We start from the raw sequence: 16,132 nt of genomic DNA, 5'->3' as shown, positions 1-16,132 counted from the left end.
CATTCCTTTCCTAAGCGGCGTGGAACTGGGCGGTTTCGGTTGAGTCCTTCAGGGCCGTGGTCGAGGACTGGCCGTTCGAGATCACCGTGGCGACCTGGTCGAAATAGCCGGTGCCCACTTCGCGCTGGTGACGCGTGGCGGTGTAGCCCGCCGCCTCGTTCGAGAACTCGCGCTGCTGCAGCTCGGAATAGGCCGCCATGCCGCGATCGCGGTAGCCGTCGGCCAGCTCGAACATCGAGTTGTTCAGGCTATGGAAGCCGGCCAGGGTCACGAACTGGAACTTGTAGCCCATGGCCCCCAGCTCGCGCTGGAACTTGGCGATGGTGGCGTCGTCCAGCTTGGCCTTCCAGTTGAAGGAGGGCGAGCAGTTGTAGGCCATCAGCTTGCCCGGGTGCTTCTTCTGGATCGCCTCGGCGAACTTCTTGGCGTCGTCCAGATCGGGGTGCGAGGTCTCCCACCACAGCAGGTCGGCGATGTTGGCGTAGGACAGGCCGCGCGCGATGCAGTGGTCCAGGCCGGTGCCTTCCTTCAGGCGGAAGAAGCCCTCGGGCGTGCGGTTTTCACGGTCAATGAAGGGCTGGTCGCGCTCGTCGATGTCCGAGGTGATCAGCTGGGCGCTCTCGGCGTCGGTGCGGGCGACCGTGATGGTCGGCGTGCCCATGACGTCGGCAGCCAGACGGGCGGCGACCAGATTACGCTCATGGGCCTGGGTCGGGATCAGGACCTTGCCGCCCAGGTGCCCACACTTCTTCTCGGAGGCCAGCTGGTCCTCGAAATGAACGCCCGCGGCGCCCGCCTCAATGAAGGCCTTCATGATCTCGAAGCTGTTCAGCGGCCCGCCGAAACCGGCCTCGGCGTCGGCGACGATGGGGGCGAACCACTCGCGCTTGGCGCCGCCCTCGGCATGCTCGATCTGGTCGGCGCGTTGCAGGGTGCGGTTGATGCGGCGGCACAGTTCCGGCGCGGCGTTGGCCGGGTACAGCGACTGGTCGGGGTACATGGCCCCGGCGGTGTTGGCGTCGGCGGCGACCTGCCAGCCCGACAGATAGATGGCCTTCAGGCCGGCGCGCACCATCTGCATGGCCTGATTGCCGGTGACGGCGCCCAGGGCGTTGATGAAGGGCTCATCGTGCAGCAACTGCCACAGACGGTTGGCGCCACGTTCGGCCAGGGTGTGGGTGATCGGCACCGACCCGCGCAGGCGCAGAACGTCCTCCGGCGTATAGGGGCGTTCGATGCCATCGAAACGGCCGGCGGGCGAAGGAACCAGATCGGCGAAGGTCGTCATGTTCGTCTCGGTCTCGATAAGGCGCGGCCTCAGCCGCTGTCCCGGCGACCTGAACACGTCAACGTCACGATTGACACACCACCAGACACATCATTTAAGTCAAACAGTCACATCATGACACTTGCCATTTAGTCATATCGTGACATCATCGCGCCATGAACGCCGCCGCTGATCGCAAACTCTTCCTCGGCGGCCGTCTGAAGCGGCTGCGGCGCGACCTGGACCTGTCGCAGACGGCGATGGCGGCGGACCTGGGGGTCTCGCCCTCCTATCTGAACCACATCGAACGCAACCAGCGCCCCGTCTCGGCCCAGCTGCTGCTGCGTCTGGCCGAGACCTATGACGTGGACCTGCGCAACCTCGGCCAGTCCGGCGGCCCGGTGTCAGAGGCCGAACTGGCCGAGGCCTTCGCCGACCCCCTGTTCCAGGGCCTGGCCGTGCCGCGCCACGAGATCGTGCAACTGGCCGAGGATCAACCCGCCGCCGCCGACGCCATCCTGAGGCTCTACCGCGCCTTCTCCGACCGACGCGTGCGCGACCGGGCCGAAGCCGAGGTCGCCGGCGCCGCCTCCCCCGCCGACAGCCCGTCGGAATGGGTCCGCGAATACATCCAGAGCCGCCACAACCACGTTCCCGAACTAGATACTCTGGGCGAGGCCCTGCATGATTCTCTAAGGGCCGAGGCGTCTTCGCCGGACGAAAGCTTCGAGGCCCTGGCCCGCGCCCGTCTGTTCGCCCGCCACGGCCTGACGGTGCGCACCCTGCCCGCCGAGATCATGGTGGAATGGACCCGCCGCTTCGACCCGCACCGCGGACGGCTGCTGCTGTCCGACACATTGGGGCCGTCGTCGCGCGCCTTCGCCGTCGCCTGCCAGTTGGCGCTGATGGAGCACGGCGCCGAGCTTCAGGCCCTGACCAACGCGGCCGATGCGCCCGACGCGCCGACCCGCAACCTGCTGAAGACCTCTCTGACCAACAGCCTGGCCGCCGCCATCCTGATGCCCTACGCGGCCTTCCAGCGCACAGCGGAAGAGACGAGCTACGATCTGGCCCGGCTGCAGGCCCGCTTCGGCGTCGGCTTCGAACAGGCGGCGCACCGGCTGACCACTCTATCGCGGCCGACTGCGCGCGGCGTGCCCTTCTTCCTGATGCGGGTGGATCAGGCGGGGAACGTGTCGAAACGCTATGCGTCAGGCGCCTTTCCCTTTTCGCGCTTCGGCGGGTCATGCCCGCGCTGGCGGCTGCACTCGGCGTTTCGTACCCCGGGCCGCATCGTCACCCAGATCATCGAGACGCCGGACGGCAGCCGCTGGTTCACCCTGGCCCGTACCGTGGACCGCCAGGGCCAGGACGCCTTCACCGAGGGACAGGACCTGGCCATCGGCCTAGGCTGCGAGCTGAAACACGCCCACCGCCTGATCTATGCGCGCGGTCTGGACCTGCAGAAGCCCGAGGTCACGCCCATCGGTCCGGCCTGTCGCCTGTGCGAACGCCACCCCTGCGCCGAACGCGCCGCCCCGCCAGTCGGTCGCGCCCTGACGGTCGACGACTGGTCGAAGTCCGTCAGCCCCTACCCCTTCACCTGACGGATCAGTGCGCCAGCAATAGCGCCACCGGGCTTTCGGTGATCAGGGTCTGGGTCACGCCGCCGAAGATCCACTGGCGCATCCGGGCATGGCCCCAGGCGCCGCTGACGATGGCCCCGGCCTTCATCTCGGCGGCGCAGTCCAGCAGACGGCGGCCCGCCGAGCGGTCATCGTGGGCGCGAGCCTCGGCCTCGGCCTTGACCCCGTGGCGCTTCAACCAGGCCGCCACATCGGCGGTGCGCAGCCGCGCGCCGTCCATGTCCTCGGGATCGCACAGTTCCAGCACGCGCACGCTTTCAGCCTCGCGCATCAAGGGGATGGCGGCCACCGCAGCCAGTCGGCTCTCGCGGCTGTCGGTCCAGGCCAGCAGCACCGGCGCCCCCGCGACAGAGCGCGCCGGATTCGGCGGCACGATCAGCACCGATCGTCCCGCCCGCATGGTCAGGTCCGCCGGATGCGGCGCGCGCCAGCCGCTGGCGTTGGCGGAGTCTCGTCCGACGATCAGCACGTCGGCGGCGCGGGCGTGCTTGACCAGCAGCCCCGTCGGATCGCCCACGTCGGCCCGCCACTCGCACGACAGGCCCGCCCTGGTCGCGATCTCGCGGAACCGTTCTTCGGCGCCCTTCAGCGCGCTCTCGGCCCGCTCGTGCTGGGCGGTCAACACTTCGCCCAGCAGAATGCCCGCGCCGTAGGCATCGGCCATCGGCGTCTCCGGCGCGCAGGCCGACACCCCGATCAGGTGCGCCCCATGCGCCTTGGCCAGACCGGCGGCCTGCTCGATCCGCTGGGTGTTGTCGGCTTCGTCATCGACATAGACGATCAGGCTGGACCAGGTCATCGCGACTTCCTCTCGTTCCAGAACGATAGAACGCGCAGCGTCAGTATGGGTCCTTGATCCCGATCAAATAACAGCGATCAGATCAGGATGACCTTGCCGCCCTCGACCCGATGCGGAACGCCCGTCCTGCGGAACAGGCTGGCGATCTCGGCTGCAGGATCGGCCGCCCCCTGATCCAGCATCCGGTCGATGGTCTGTGCCAGCAACGGATCGCCCGAGACGCGGGTAAGGGCCTCCAACCACTCGCCACGGCTCAGCACGCCGTCTTCGCGATTGGCGGCCAGCACCGGGCGCAGGAAGTCGAACCAGTCGCCGCCGTCGCGCCCTTTCTGCGCTCCCTCCGCCGCCATGGCGAAGACGGCGCCGCAGGCATAATAGGCCCGGTGCTCGCCCCGATCGCCCGCCTCGGCGACCGGCTTGCGGCTCAGGTCGATGCAGTCATCCACCTCGGTCTGCAGTTCGGCGCGGTCATCATAGGCCGGGTCCAGCGCCTTCAGCGCCCGCACGGCCATCAGGTCGGCCCCGCCCTCAGTGATCCAGGCGTCGCGGGCGAACTGATAGCGCACCGCCTGCCCCAGCCAGAAGTGCGCGCTCTCGTGGCCGATGAACCAACGCGAGCGTTCCAATACCTGCTGGCTGGGGTTCAGCACGCCCACGCCCTCGAACTTCATGACGATCAGGCCCGGTAGGACGCTGCCGCCCATGCTGGACAGGCGCTCGGTCGGGCCGTTCCAGCTGACCATGACGGTCGAGGTCTCGCTGCCCACGCCCGGCGCGCCGAGACGACGCAGATAATAGTCGCCCACATGAGGAGCGAAGCTGCGAATTTCCTCGCCGATCCACGGCGGCAGATTCGGGTCGATGACCGTGGTCAGCCCCTTGCCCGGCGTCACCCGCGCCTGACCCAGCAGGACGTAGGAGCGCTCGCCGCTCGTGGTCAGGTTGGCGCGTCGCTCGCCATTGAACAACACAGGCCCGGCCGTATCCCGCCAGCTGACGGTCGAGGCGCCGCCTGCCAGATCGACGCCGTTCAGGTCCGCCGGCATGGCCTCGGCGGCTTCGACCGACGCCAGAGCGAAGACGTCGAACTGGCGCGTCGGCAGGGCCACTGCGCCGTCGGAAAAGGTCAGCGTGCCGTACTCCGCCTCCAGATAGACCGACTTGGGCTTGAGCGAGAAACGCACATGGCGGGGCACGGGGCCGCCGTCGAGGCTGCGGATCACGTCGTAGTGGCCACGCCGCTCCATGACGACGCCGGGTGTCTCGATCGTCCATTGCGTCGGCCGCCACGGCTGGCGCACATCGGTCATCAGGGCCGAGTCCATGAAGGCCCAGACCTGTGCGTCGCGATTGAAGACATAGTCCGCAGTCCAGCGTTCGCCGTCGCGCGTGACCTCGACCACCGGCGCGGCGCGCACATCCCAGGTTCCGGGCGGCAGAGGCGCGGCGGCGCAGGCGCCCAACAGGGCCGTGGCCAGAGCGGTCGATAGGGCGAAGGCTTTCAGACGCAAGGATAGAAACTCCGAACTGTTCAGCTTGAGCATAGGCGACGCGGAGCCAGCGTCAGCTTACGGTTTGCTCAGGATTGCGCCCGCTCTAGGGCGCGACCCGCCGCCGCCAGTTCGCCGGCCATCACCGATTTCAGCCGTTGCGGCGCCTCGATGGTCACCTGCTCGCCCCAGGTGAACAGGTGCCAGGCCAGTTCGCGCATCCCCGAGGCGCGGAACCGCACCAGAACCGATCCGTCCGCCTGATCCTCGATGGTCTGGGTCGGGTGCCAGCGCCAGCCGCGCGCCTCGGCCGCGCCCTCGGGGTCGATGCGCAGCACCACTTCCTCGATCTCGTCCTGATAGATGCCGAAGGACTGGCTGGCGAAGGCGGCTAGGTCGAAGTCGGCGGGCGGTCGAGCCGTCCCCTCGCCGGCCTCGACCGAGGACATGCGGTCCAGACGGAAGGTTTGAATGCGCCCGCTCTCGCGATCCGCCGCCACCAGATAGTTGGCGCGCCCGAACATCAGACCGCAGGGGGCGACGCTGCGGCTGCGCGCCTCGGCGCCGGGGCGAGCGTAGATGAAGCTGAGCGGCCGTTCGGCCAGAACCGCCCCGCGGATCTCGGCCAGCACCGTCTCGTCGGCGGTGGGGCGCGGTCCGGCCTGAACGGCGATGGTCTCGGCCCGGACCAGGGCCTCCAGATCGGGGGCCATGCGGTTCAGGGTGGTCGAGCGCATGGCCGCCTTGACCTTGCGCTCCAGCCCCTCCAGCGCCGCCGCCCGCGCCGGTTCGCCCGCCGCGCGCAGGGCCGCCGCCGCCTTGGTCAGCTCCAGCATCTCGGTCGCGGTCGGGGCCTGTTCGAAGGCGGACAGACCGCCGCGAATGCGCCAGCGCTTGCTCGGCGGATCGCTGATCTCCTCGACCTGGGGGAACAGCATCAGGACGGCGTCGCGCATCCGCTCGGCCGTGCGCCGCCCGACCCGCAGCTGCCCCGCCATCTCGTTCAGCGTCAGCCCCTCGGCGCTGGCGGCCATGCCCCGCGCCAGATCGATGACCATCGCCGCCTTGTCGTGCCGCAAGAAACTTCTCCACAGATATACGTCCGAAACTGACGCAATGCTGTCGCATCCTCTCAACATCAGCAAGAGGCAATCGCTTCAGGAGATCACGACATGGCCTTCGCCCGCACCCCGACGGTTCAAAAGCCCGCCAGGAACACCTTCGCCGACCGCTACATGATCGTGCCGTGCGAGGCCGAGGGCGATCTGGCCGTCATCTGGGACCGTCAGGAAGAACAGGTCGTGGACGTAATCTCCGCCTCGGCCAGCAGCCGCTACTCGGACGAAGACGCCCTGTGGGACGAGTTCCACGCCGCCCTTGTCGCCTCCACGCATGACTGGCGCATGGCGGCGTAAGGGAACCAGCCCTGCCTGACAGCGTTCGCGAAAGCGTGACCGTTCCGGTCCCGCCAGACGGGGAGCTGTTGATGACGTCGTCCCATACTGCCGCGCCTTCGCTTGAAAGCATCGTGAAGTCGGCCCTTCACCGGTCCTGGTGGCTGTTGCTGCTGCGTGGGATCATCGCCATCGCCTTCGGCGTCGCGACCTTCGTCTGGCCTCAGATCAGCCTGCTGAGCCTGATCCTCGTCTATGGAATCTACGCCATGGCGGACGGAATTCTGGCGCTGATCGCCGCCATTCGCGGCGGCGGAATCGCCCCGCGCTGGTGGCTGGCGCTGGGCGGGGTGGTCAGCATCCTGGCCGGGATCGTGGCTTTCGTCTGGCCCGGACTGACGGCGCTGGTTCTCGTTTACCTGATCGGCTTCTGGTCGATCATGCGCGGCGTGCTCGAGATCGTCGGCGCCATTCGCCTGAGGAAAGAAATCGCCAACGAATGGACCCTGATCGCGGCCGGCGTCCTGTCGGTGATCTTCGGTCTGATCCTGGTCTTCGCGCCGGGCGCGGGGGCCATGGGTTTGCTGTGGCTGATCGCGACCTGGGCCATCCTGTTCGGCGGCCTGCTGATCTTCCTGGCCCTCCGGGTCAGGAAGCTGGCGAAGGCGTAAAGGCCGCGTTGCGGGCGACGACACGGGCGCGGATGTCGGCGCGCATCCGCTCCAGCTCACCCGCCTCGATCAGACGGCCGCGCAGCACCACGTCGGCGATGCGCCGTGTCGCCGACACGTCGGCCAGCGGGTCGGCGTTCAGCACCAACAGGTCTGCCGACTTGCCCACAGCCACGGCGCCGTAGCGCTCGCCCTGATTGAGGAAGCGCGGCCCGTCCACGACCGAGCCCATCAGCGCCTCGCGCGGCGTCAGGCCCAGCTTCACATAGAGCTCCAGCTCGTCGTGCAGCGAGAAACCCGGATAGTTGAACGAGTTGAGGAAGCCCGCGTCCGTCCCGGTCAGGATGGTCACACCCGCATTGCGCAGCATGGGCAGGGTGCGGGCGGTGACGTCCTTGACGAAGTGGCGGTCGGCAACCTGCTGCGGCGTGGCCCGCGCGGCGCGCTGGACGCGCCAGTCATAGGTGGCCCGGATGCCCGGCCCGACATAGGCCAGGCCGTCGTCGTGCGAATGGTCGTCCAGATCGAGGTTCGCGAGCGTGGTCGAACCATAGAGGGTCGGCGACACCGCCGTGCCCAGTTCCCTCAGACGCGCATAGACCCGCCGCGCCGTCTCGACGTCGAAGGTGTCGGCATAGCGCCGCATGGTCTGGGCGTAGGTGTATTTGCCCGCCAGATAGTCGGCGGCGATGGCCGCTTCATCCTTCGAACCCGCCTTCATGGCGTAGTCGAGGTGTTCGATCGACGACAGACCCGCCTCGGCCGCCTCCAGCACAGTGATGCTGGCCGGGATGTGGGCCGAGGTCTTCATGCCACGCTTCTTCGCCTCGCGCACGGCGTAGAGGAAGAGCTCGGGCTTCAGGGTGTTGTCGGTGATCTTGACGAAATCGACGCGCAGGGCCTGCAGTCGATCCAGGGCGGCGTCCACATCGGCCTCGCTGCCGGTCTCGATCACGCCTTTCCAGACCGGGGCTATGCCCTCGATCTTGGGACCGGAGGTGAAGATGCGTGGGCTGTCGGGCGTCGGCGGGGCGTCGCGCCAGTCCAGAACCTGCTGCGCCAGATCGCCCGCCGCGTCACGCACCGCCACCACGCCATTGACGACGTAGAGCGGCATCAACTCGGCGTTCTCCTCGATCAGGGCCTCACCCCCGCCGAAGTGGACGTGCATGTCCCACAGGCCCGGCATGACGTAGCGGTCGCCCAGGTCCGTCGTCCGCGTCGCGCGATAGCGGCTGGCCTCGCCCTCGGGCCCGACGGCGACGATGTCGCCGCCGCGCACGGCCACCAGTTGATCGCGCGTCGTCGTCCCCTTCTCGACATCGACCACCGTGGCCGAAGTCAGCAGCAGGTCGACCGTCTCCACCGGGGTTTCAACTGCGGTCAGCGGCGCCGTGGCGCAGGCGGACAAGAGGGCGGCGGCGGCGGCGACGATCAGGAAGGTGCGCATGACCATCCGCTATAGGCCTCTCATCACGTCCGGCAAGCGGATCAGGGACAGCGGCGGTTCATCTCGTCCCGGCTGGCGACGCACAGATCGCGCAGCACGCCCATGTCCACCTGATCCAGACGCTTGATGTAGAGGCAGGCCACGCTGGTCGTGTGCGGCCCCAGGCGGGCCAGCAGGGCCTCGGTTTCCGGCGTCGAGGCCAAATAGAGGGTCAGGGCCGCCTTTCGCGGCGAGAAACCCATGCGCGGCCAGTCGGCGCTCTTGCCGTTGGCGGTGACGTTGGCGTAGCGGCCAAAGCCGACGATAGACGGGCCCCACAGGACCGGCGCCTCGCCTGTCACATCCTGCATCAGGGCGCAGAGGATGCGGCCTTCCTCACGCCGCCGCGCCGGTTCGGCAGCGGACAGGAAATCCTCGACGGAGGCGTCGGTCGGCTGGGTCTTGGGCTCAGGCATGGGGTTCAGACACGGGGCGCCTCGACGGCCTCGATGGCCAGGCCGGGCGCCGTCGAACAGGCGGCCAGGGTCCAGTCACCCTGACTGCGCATCCGCCGCCAGGCCCCTGCGGGCGCGGCGACCTGCCTCTGGTCCGGCCCCAGCACCAGCGGTCTCAGCCCCTGATCCGTGACGATCTCCAGCGTCAGCGGCGCGCCCATGTAGAAGGCCCAGATCTCGGTCGCCTCGACCGGACGCCAGTCATCGGCGTCGTCGGCCGTTAGAAGCCGATAGGCGGTCGCGGCCTCCGACCCACAGGCCGCCAATCCCGGATCGCGCGCCATCGGCCGAAAATGCCCGCCCTCGGGATGTGGGGCCAGCGACAAATTGGCGATGATCTCAGCCGCGCTGAACACGATCTCCCCCTCCTCCGTCATGGCCGCCCCGCTGCTGGTTTCAAGGCCTTGATGGCGCTGTTTGCAGACGGCGCCAATGCCCCCGCTGGAATAGCCGCACTTCAGCCGCAAAACGTCGTTCTCATCATTTGAACACGGGGGATTCGAAATGTTGATCGCACTTATGTCGCTGACCATGGCGCAGCCTGCCGTCAGCGACCCATGCGTCCATGATCGCGCGGCGCTTCTCGCCTTGGCCCCGTCCGCCTTCGACCAGGATCTCGACGGCGGCTGGAGACCTTTGGGCGAAAAGCCCGAATGCGCCGCCGTCGCCGCCGATCTGCTCGCCGACTATCGCAAGGCCCATTGGGGCGAACTGACGCCCGGCGAACTCCATCTCAATTTCTGGCACGAAGGTCAGCTTCGTGCGGGCCTCGGCCAGACTCAAGCGGCGACGCGCCTGATGATGGCGGGCGTGAACCCGGAAACCCCCAACAGCGGCTTTTCGGACTACGCCCTGGGGACCATCGCCTTCCTTCATCAGGACCGGGTGGGCCTGGTCGCCGCTCGGGAGAGGCTGGCCGCATTGCCCAAGCCGGACGGCTTCGACAGCGCGGCCGAGCGCTTTAAAGCCACCTATGGATTCGACCTGAAGTGGCCTGCCAACCTCGATGTCCTCGATGGCCTGATCGCCTGCTTCGGCCGCTCCTACAACGAAGCCTACGGCGACTGCCGGCCCGAGACGCCCGCGCTCTAGAGAGCCTTCACGATCCCCTCGACCATCTTCTTGGCGTCGGCGAACAGCATCATGGTGTTGTCGCGGAAGAAGAGCTCGTTCTCGACGCCGGCGTAGCCCGCCGCCATGCCGCGCTTGATGAAGAGGACGGTGCCCGCCTTCTCCACGTCCAGCACCGGCATGCCGTAGATAGGCGATTGCGGGTCGGTCTTGGCGGCCGGATTGGTCACGTCGTTGGCGCCGATGACGAAGGCCACGTCGGCGGAGGAGAACTCGGAGTTGATGTCCTCCAGCTCGAACACCTCGTCATAGGGGACATTGGCCTCGGCCAGCAGGACGTTCATGTGGCCCGGCATCCGGCCCGCGACGGGATGGATGGCGTATTTCACCTCGACGCCCTCTTCCTTGAGGGCGTCGGCCATTTCGCGAAGGGCGTGCTGGGCCTGGGCTACGGCCATGCCGTAGCCGGGGACGATGATGACCTTGGAGGCGTTCTTCATGATGAAGGCGGCGTCCTCGGCCGAGCCCTGCTTGACCGGACGTGTCTCGACCACGCCGCCGCCCGTCGCCGCTGCATCCCCGCCGCCGAAGCCGCCCAGGATGACGCTGATGAAGCTGCGGTTCATGCCCTTGCACATGATGTAGCTGAGGATGGCGCCCGACGACCCGACCAGGGCGCCGGTGATGATCAGGGCGATGTTCTCAAGCGTGAAGCCCAGCGCCGCCGCGGCCCAGCCTGAGTAGGAGTTCAGCATCGACACCACGACCGGCATGTCGGCGCCGCCGATGGGGATAATCAGGGTCGCGCCCAGGATCAGCGCGATGGCGAACACGCCCCAGAAGGCCCAGATCGCCGTGCCGCCGGTGCCGATCAGCACCCCGATCAGGAAGACCAGGGCCAGGGCCAGGCCGATGTTGATCAGATGCCGCGCCGGCAGCAGGATCGGCGATCCGCTCATCCGCCCGTCCAGCTTGGCGAAGGCGATGACCGAGCCGGTAAAGGTGATCGCGCCGATGGCCACGCCCAGCGACAGCTCGACGATCGACAGGGTCTTGATGCCGCCGCTCGCCGTCATGATGCCGAAGGCGTCGGGGGCATAGACGGCCCCCACCGCCACCAGACAGGCGGCCAGACCGACCAGAGAGTGGAAGGCCGCGACCAGCTGCGGCATGGCCGTCATCGGCACGCGCTTGGCGATCAGGGCCCCAGCGCCGCCGCCGACCACGACCCCGCCGCCGATCAGGGCCAGGGTCATCAGGTCCAGCGCGCCCGATGTCGCCAGCGTCAGCAGGGTCACGCCGACGGCCAGTCCCATGCCGATCATGCCCAGGGTATTGCCCCGGCGGCTGGTCTCGGGGCTGGAAAGTCCTCGAAGGGAGAGGATGAACAGAACCCCTGCGGCCAGATAGGCCAGCGCGGCTATGGATGCGTTCATCGTATCCCCTCCCCCAGGGTTTGTTCAGCGCGTCAGAAAACGTTGACGACAGCCGGCGCGGCCGGGTCGTTGGTGCCAGCCGCAGTCGCCACGCCGTTCTTGACGACGGCGACGCCGACGCCGCCCTCGCCGCCCGTCTTGGTCACGCGGCAGCTGCCGTTGTCGCTGGGCAGGCGACCGGCCATATGGCCCGTGCCCGTGTGGTTGATGCGGTTCATGTGGATGCCGCGAATGGTTACCGGCGCGAACTGGCACTGCAGCGCCCAGGTCGCGCCCTGCGGCGCGGCGACGGACCAGTGCAGGCCGCCGTAGGGGTTCTTGCCCACTTCTTCGGTGTGCTGGGCCGAAGCGGCGCCCGAGGCGGCGACGGCGGCGGTCAGGACGGCGGCGAAAATCAGGGTGGTCTTCATCACGGTTACTCTCAGCGTTTGGTCAGGCTTTGGGTGCGGGACAGTCGCCACAGAGCGGCGGCGATGAACAGCGGCCCCAAGAATATCATGGCCCAGTCGAAGACAGTCATCTCGCGGTTCTGGATGACGATGCGCGTCAGCACGGCGGCGAAGACCAGCACCACGCCGCAGTCCTGAAACCGCAGCTTGCCGATGGGGTCCTTCACCCGCACCCAGCTCCAGATCCACAGGCCTACGCCCAGACCGGTCACGGCCCAGGAAACATAAAAGGCGAACAGGGTCGGCGAAAAGATCACGAGGCCTTGGGCCTTTCCTTCTTCTTGTACATGGCCAGCATCCGTCGCGTGACCATGAAGCCGCCGAAGATGTTGACGCTGGCCAGCGTCACAGCCGCCACGCCCGCGCCCTTGGCGATCCAGGCGTTCGGCCCGGCGGCTTCGGGACTGAGCGCCGCGGCGGCGATCAGGCCGCCGACGATGATGACGCTGGAAATGGCGTTGGTCACGGCCATCAGCGGCGTGTGCAGGGCGGGCGTCACGCTCCACACCACATAGTAGCCGACGAAGATCGCCAGCACGAAGATGGCCAGCCGGAAGACGGTGGGATCGACGTGTTCCATCAATGTCCCCTGTTCTGAATTCGTTCGTCGATACTGAGCAAGCTCAACAGAATTCCACCTTGCACGATGGGAGCAAAGATTGAGCCCATAACGGAGAGCCCCTGGAAAACAGGCCCCTGATTTACGGAAACAATCGGTGGGCTAAAGAAGCCGACCATCCGAAGGCCGTGCCCTACAGCAATAACGACGCCGATCACTATTAACAGCCAGGCCGCCGCACAGAAAAAGCCGCGCAGGTTCTCGCTAATCATCCTTTCACGCCCTCATGCACGACGGCCCCGCCATGCGTTACGACGGCGGCCTTGAGGATTTCGTCGTCCAGGTCCAGCGTCACGACGCCGTCCTTCAGCATCAATCCGACGAAGGCCGTCAGGTTGCGCGCGTAGAGGGCGCTGGCATCCGCCGCGATGCGACCCGGCAGATTGGTGTAGCCGACGATAGACACGCCGTTCGTGGTGGTCACGACCTCGCCTGCCTTGGCCCCCGCGACATTGCCGCCTGCCTCGACCGCCAGATCGATCAGGACCGATCCGGGTTTCATCGACGCCACCTGTTCGGCGCTGACCAGAACCGGCGCCGCGCGGCCCGGGATCAGGGCCGTGGTGATGACGATGTCCTGCTTCCTGATGTGTTCGCCTGTCAGGACAGCCTGTTTGGCCTGATACTCGGGCGACATCGGCTTGGCGTAGCCGCCCGCCGTCTGGGCGTTCTTGAACTCCTCGTCCTCGACCGCCAGGAACTTGGCGCCGAGGCTCTCGACCTGTTCCTTGGTGGCCGGGCGCACGTCTGTGGCGGTGACCACCGCGCCGAGGCGCCGCGCCGTGGCGATGGCCTGCAAGCCCGCCACGCCCACGCCCATGACGAAGACCTTGGCCGGGGCGACCGTGCCCGCCGCCGTCATCATCATCGGGAAGCCCTTGCCGAAGGCGTAGGCCGCCTCGATCACCGCGCGATAGCCGGCCAGATTGGCCTGGGACGACAGCACGTCCATGACCTGGGCGCGGGTGATGCGCGGCACGAATTCCATGGCGAAGGCGGTGACGTTGGCGCCTTTCAGCGCCTCGACCGTATCCTTCTCGCGATAGGCGTCGAGCATGGCGACGACGACGGTGCCGGGTTTCAGGGCGCTGGTCTCCTGCGCCGTCGGGCCGCGCACCTTCAGCACGATGTCGGCGCCGTCCAGCACCGCGCGGGTGTCGGGCTTCACCGTGGCGCCGGCCTCGGCATAGTCGGCGTCGGGAATGGACGAGCCGATCCCCGTCCCGGCCTCGACCGACACGGTCGCGCCCATGGCGATCAGCTTCTTCACCGTCTCCGGCGTTACGGCGCAGCGCGTCTCGCCTTCACGGCGTTCGCGGGTCACGGCGATGGCGACAGCCAAGCGAATCCCTCCCAAGTCCCCCAGAGCCCGAACGTTAGGACGAAGCGAAAGGGCCCGTCAAAGTCGAAATTGCTGCAACTGCGTAATTTCCTTGCGCCAGACTCGCCAGTTGACGCAAGGAAAGGTAAATTCGTGCCGCTCCGCGCAACATACTCCAAAGAAAAAGCCCGCCGAACGCATGGTCCGACGGGCTTTTCGAATATCGCAACGCCGCAATCGCGGCGCAGACGTCAGTGAGCGGGCTTGGAACGCAGGGCGAAGAAGCCGACCACGCAAAGCACTACGGCGCTGATCGCGCCGGCCAGGAAGCCCGCCCCCACGGCGAACCAGACGGTCAGCAGCAGCAGGATCGCAGCCATGGCCAGCGAGCCCCACTTGGCCAGAAACTGGAACAGATGCCAGGTCGAAACCTGTTCCGAGATGTCCATCGAGCCGTGCACATAGGCGTGTTCGGCGTTGTCTGCGTGCTGGTCGGCCATTCCGGTCTTCCGAAAAAGAGTCAAGATTTCGACGGCCCTTATAGCGGTCGGGGCGTCCTGCTCAAGGCCCAGCCTCAATCAAGCGCAGCCAGAACGTCGCGGGCGAAGGCAGCGATGTCGAAAGCCTTGCCCGCCGGGTCCTCGCCGCGTCGCACGATGACAATGTTCCGGCTGGGCACGATCACCACATACTGCCCGCGATTGCCAAATGCCGCGAACGCGTCGGCCGGCACGCCGTCGGAGCGGTTCATCACCCAGAAGGTGGCGCCGTATCCGAAGGCGCCGGTCGGCGGCTGCGGCCCCGACGGCGTCGAGACGAAGGTCCGCCAGCCCTCGGGCAGGATACGCTCGCCCTCCCAGACCCCGTCCTGAACATAGAGCTGACCGAAACGGGCCAGATCGCGCGCCGTGGTCCAGACCTGGCTCGACAGGATGTAGTTCCCGCGCCAGTCGGTCTCGGCGAAGGTGTGCGTCATGCCCAGACGGTCGAACAGCTCGGCGGGCGGATGGGCCGCGAACGTCGGCGCGATGGCCATGACCGCCAGAAGGGTGTCGTTGTTGGCGTAGCGATAGGTGGCCCCGACCGGCGCCAGCAGCGGCCAGCCCGGCGCCTGCTCGTCCGCCGCCGTGCCGCCGAAATAGAGAGCGTCAGTGCGGTTGCCCGCCGTGTCGCTGGTCAGGCCCGACGACATCCGCATCAAGGCTTCCAGCGTGATGTCGCCACGCGGGTCGCCCCGCCCGCGCCAGTTGGCGATCGCCGCCGGCCCCTTCACATCGACCTCGCCGCGCTGCACCGCCGCCCCGATCAGGGTCCCCGCCAGGCTCTTGGCCACCGACCAGGTGCGCTGGGGGACACGGGGGCCGAAGTCGGGGGCGTAGTGCTCGGCGACCATGCGTCCGTTCTGCAGCACGACCACGCCGGTCGTATTGGTTCCGGCGCCGAAGCCTTGGACGAAGGCGCGCTCGACGGCACCGGTCAGGGCCGCCGCATCCCCGCGCGGCGCGGCGCTCGGCAACTCGGCCGCCGGGGTCCGGCGGGCCAATGGCGCCCGGGCCGGGGCGCTGCCGACGACATAGCCCATAGGCTCGATCACGCAGCCGCGCCCTTTCGTATAGGTGGCGACGCGCGGCGGCGCGGCCTCGTCCCAGGCGACGGACACGACGTCGCCCGCCATTTCGACCTTCATGGCGGCGACCAGGGGCTGAAGCTCGGGATAGATGCCGACCAGTTCGTTGGCCTCGACGCTGGCCAGCGCGCGGCTCGCCCCAGCTTCATGCGCCGTATGGACGGCGCTACAGGTTGTCAGGGCTTTGTAACCCGCTGCAAGGGCGCGATGGGTCGGCGTCGGGGCTAGCGGCGCCTGGGCGACGACAGCGCTCGGCAGGACCAGGACAACCGCAACGGCGGCGAAACGGGACAGGGTCATCATGCCGCAAGCTTCGCAGCCCCGTTCAGCCTGTCAACGCGTTGACGCATCCATATCAGCGTTCATGATGTAGCTGCGAACGCCCTGCCGGACCAAGG

At 67.6% G+C, this 16,132-nt stretch carries 19 protein-coding genes; 4 read left to right on the top strand and 15 right to left on the bottom strand.

Annotated features, from left to right (window positions below):
• Nucleotides 1-10: 10 nt before the first annotated feature.
• On the bottom strand, nt 11-1,288 hold the full coding sequence (aceA, locus tag ACIQTU_RS05305) for an isocitrate lyase (protein WP_207822746.1): 1,278 nt from the start codon (nt 1,286-1,288) through the stop codon (nt 11-13).
• 155 nt (nt 1,289-1,443) lie between these two features.
• Here aceA and ACIQTU_RS05300 point away from each other — a divergent pair, with 155 nt between their 5' ends.
• Entirely contained in the window at nt 1,444-2,874 is a 1,431-nt protein-coding gene (locus ACIQTU_RS05300; protein WP_400543355.1) for a short-chain fatty acyl-CoA regulator family protein, read from the top strand.
• 4 nt (nt 2,875-2,878) lie between these two features.
• Here ACIQTU_RS05300 and ACIQTU_RS05295 read toward each other — a convergent pair whose 3' ends face one another.
• The 3 genes from ACIQTU_RS05295 to ACIQTU_RS05285 all read right to left on the bottom strand — a co-directional run bounded on the left by ACIQTU_RS05295 (nt 2,879) and on the right by ACIQTU_RS05285 (nt 6,281).
• Nucleotides 2,879-3,712 (bottom strand): universal stress protein, encoded by an 834-nt coding sequence (locus ACIQTU_RS05295; protein ID WP_400543352.1) that lies wholly within the window; start codon nt 3,710-3,712, stop codon nt 2,879-2,881.
• Nucleotides 3,713-3,789: 77 nt separating this feature from the next.
• Nucleotides 3,790-5,223, bottom strand: coding sequence for a hypothetical protein (locus tag ACIQTU_RS05290; protein ID WP_400543349.1), 1,434 nt, complete (start codon nt 5,221-5,223; stop codon nt 3,790-3,792).
• A gap of 68 nt (nt 5,224-5,291) precedes the next feature.
• Nucleotides 5,292-6,281 carry a helix-turn-helix transcriptional regulator gene (locus ACIQTU_RS05285; RefSeq protein WP_400543346.1) on the bottom strand — a complete coding sequence of 330 codons (990 nt, stop codon included), beginning with the start codon at nt 6,279-6,281 and terminating at the stop codon, nt 5,292-5,294.
• A 93-nt stretch (nt 6,282-6,374) separates the two neighbouring features.
• Here ACIQTU_RS05285 and ACIQTU_RS05280 point away from each other — a divergent pair, with 93 nt between their 5' ends.
• Complete coding sequence (locus tag ACIQTU_RS05280) at nt 6,375-6,617, top strand: hypothetical protein (protein ID WP_400543343.1); 243 nt, start codon at nt 6,375-6,377, stop codon at nt 6,615-6,617.
• A 113-nt stretch (nt 6,618-6,730) separates the two neighbouring features.
• Nucleotides 6,731-7,267 carry an HdeD family acid-resistance protein gene (locus ACIQTU_RS05275; protein ID WP_400543340.1) on the top strand — a complete coding sequence of 179 codons (537 nt, stop codon included), beginning with the start codon at nt 6,731-6,733 and terminating at the stop codon, nt 7,265-7,267.
• Here ACIQTU_RS05275 and ACIQTU_RS05270 read toward each other — a convergent pair.
• The 3 genes from ACIQTU_RS05270 to ACIQTU_RS05260 are packed head-to-tail and all read right to left on the bottom strand — an operon-like array spanning nt 7,245 to nt 9,567.
• Entirely contained in the window at nt 7,245-8,717 is a 1,473-nt protein-coding gene (locus tag ACIQTU_RS05270) for an amidohydrolase family protein (protein ID WP_400543338.1), read from the bottom strand. The genes ACIQTU_RS05275 and ACIQTU_RS05270 overlap by 23 nt on opposite strands.
• A 41-nt stretch (nt 8,718-8,758) precedes the next feature.
• On the bottom strand, nt 8,759-9,172 hold the full coding sequence (locus tag ACIQTU_RS05265; protein WP_400543335.1) for a DUF1801 domain-containing protein: 414 nt from the start codon (nt 9,170-9,172) through the stop codon (nt 8,759-8,761).
• 5 nt (nt 9,173-9,177) lie between these two features.
• Nucleotides 9,178-9,567, bottom strand: coding sequence for a cupin domain-containing protein (locus ACIQTU_RS05260; protein ID WP_400543332.1), 390 nt, complete (start codon nt 9,565-9,567; stop codon nt 9,178-9,180).
• 148 nt (nt 9,568-9,715) lie between these two features.
• Between ACIQTU_RS05260 and ACIQTU_RS05255 the strand changes: the two genes are divergently transcribed.
• A complete protein-coding gene (locus tag ACIQTU_RS05255) occupies nt 9,716-10,303 on the top strand; it encodes a hypothetical protein (protein ID WP_400543329.1) in 588 nt (195 codons plus the stop codon).
• Here the strand turns inward: ACIQTU_RS05255 and ACIQTU_RS05250 are convergent.
• The 8 genes from ACIQTU_RS05250 to ACIQTU_RS05215 form a co-directional block, all read right to left on the bottom strand.
• Nucleotides 10,300-11,718, bottom strand: coding sequence for an NAD(P)(+) transhydrogenase (Re/Si-specific) subunit beta (locus ACIQTU_RS05250; protein WP_400543326.1), 1,419 nt, complete (start codon nt 11,716-11,718; stop codon nt 10,300-10,302). The two genes, ACIQTU_RS05255 and ACIQTU_RS05250, sit on opposite strands and share 4 nt — an antisense overlap.
• A 32-nt stretch (nt 11,719-11,750) precedes the next feature.
• On the bottom strand, nt 11,751-12,128 hold the full coding sequence (locus ACIQTU_RS05245) for a hypothetical protein (RefSeq protein WP_400543323.1): 378 nt from the start codon (nt 12,126-12,128) through the stop codon (nt 11,751-11,753).
• 11 nt (nt 12,129-12,139) lie between these two features.
• The gene (locus ACIQTU_RS05240) at nt 12,140-12,424 is read right to left on the bottom strand and encodes a hypothetical protein (protein ID WP_400543320.1); all 285 of its coding nucleotides are present in this window, start codon (nt 12,422-12,424) and stop codon (nt 12,140-12,142) included.
• Nucleotides 12,421-12,747 (bottom strand): NAD(P) transhydrogenase subunit alpha, encoded by a 327-nt coding sequence (locus ACIQTU_RS05235; RefSeq protein WP_114818003.1) that lies wholly within the window; start codon nt 12,745-12,747, stop codon nt 12,421-12,423. The genes ACIQTU_RS05240 and ACIQTU_RS05235 overlap by 4 nt, the downstream gene beginning before the upstream one ends.
• Nucleotides 12,747-12,998 (bottom strand): hypothetical protein, encoded by a 252-nt coding sequence (locus ACIQTU_RS05230; protein WP_400543317.1) that lies wholly within the window; start codon nt 12,996-12,998, stop codon nt 12,747-12,749. The genes ACIQTU_RS05235 and ACIQTU_RS05230 overlap by 1 nt, the downstream gene beginning before the upstream one ends.
• Complete coding sequence (locus tag ACIQTU_RS05225) at nt 12,995-14,128, bottom strand: Re/Si-specific NAD(P)(+) transhydrogenase subunit alpha (protein WP_400543314.1); 1,134 nt, start codon at nt 14,126-14,128, stop codon at nt 12,995-12,997. Before ACIQTU_RS05225 ends, ACIQTU_RS05230 begins: the two co-directional genes overlap by 4 nt.
• 230 nt (nt 14,129-14,358) lie before the next feature.
• Nucleotides 14,359-14,607: an aa3-type cytochrome c oxidase subunit IV gene (locus ACIQTU_RS05220; protein WP_400543311.1), complete on the bottom strand. Its 249-nt coding sequence runs from the start codon at nt 14,605-14,607 to the stop codon at nt 14,359-14,361.
• Nucleotides 14,608-14,681: 74 nt separating this feature from the next.
• Entirely contained in the window at nt 14,682-16,037 is a 1,356-nt protein-coding gene (locus ACIQTU_RS05215; RefSeq protein ID WP_400543308.1) for a serine hydrolase, read from the bottom strand.
• Nucleotides 16,038-16,132 lie beyond the last annotated feature (95 nt).

It is taken from the genome of Brevundimonas sp. NPDC090276 (genome assembly GCF_044772165.1).
Lineage (GTDB): Bacteria > Pseudomonadota > Alphaproteobacteria > Caulobacterales > Caulobacteraceae > Brevundimonas.
Note: the sequence above shows the minus strand (reverse complement) of the source record. Positions and strands in the feature narration are given on the sequence as shown.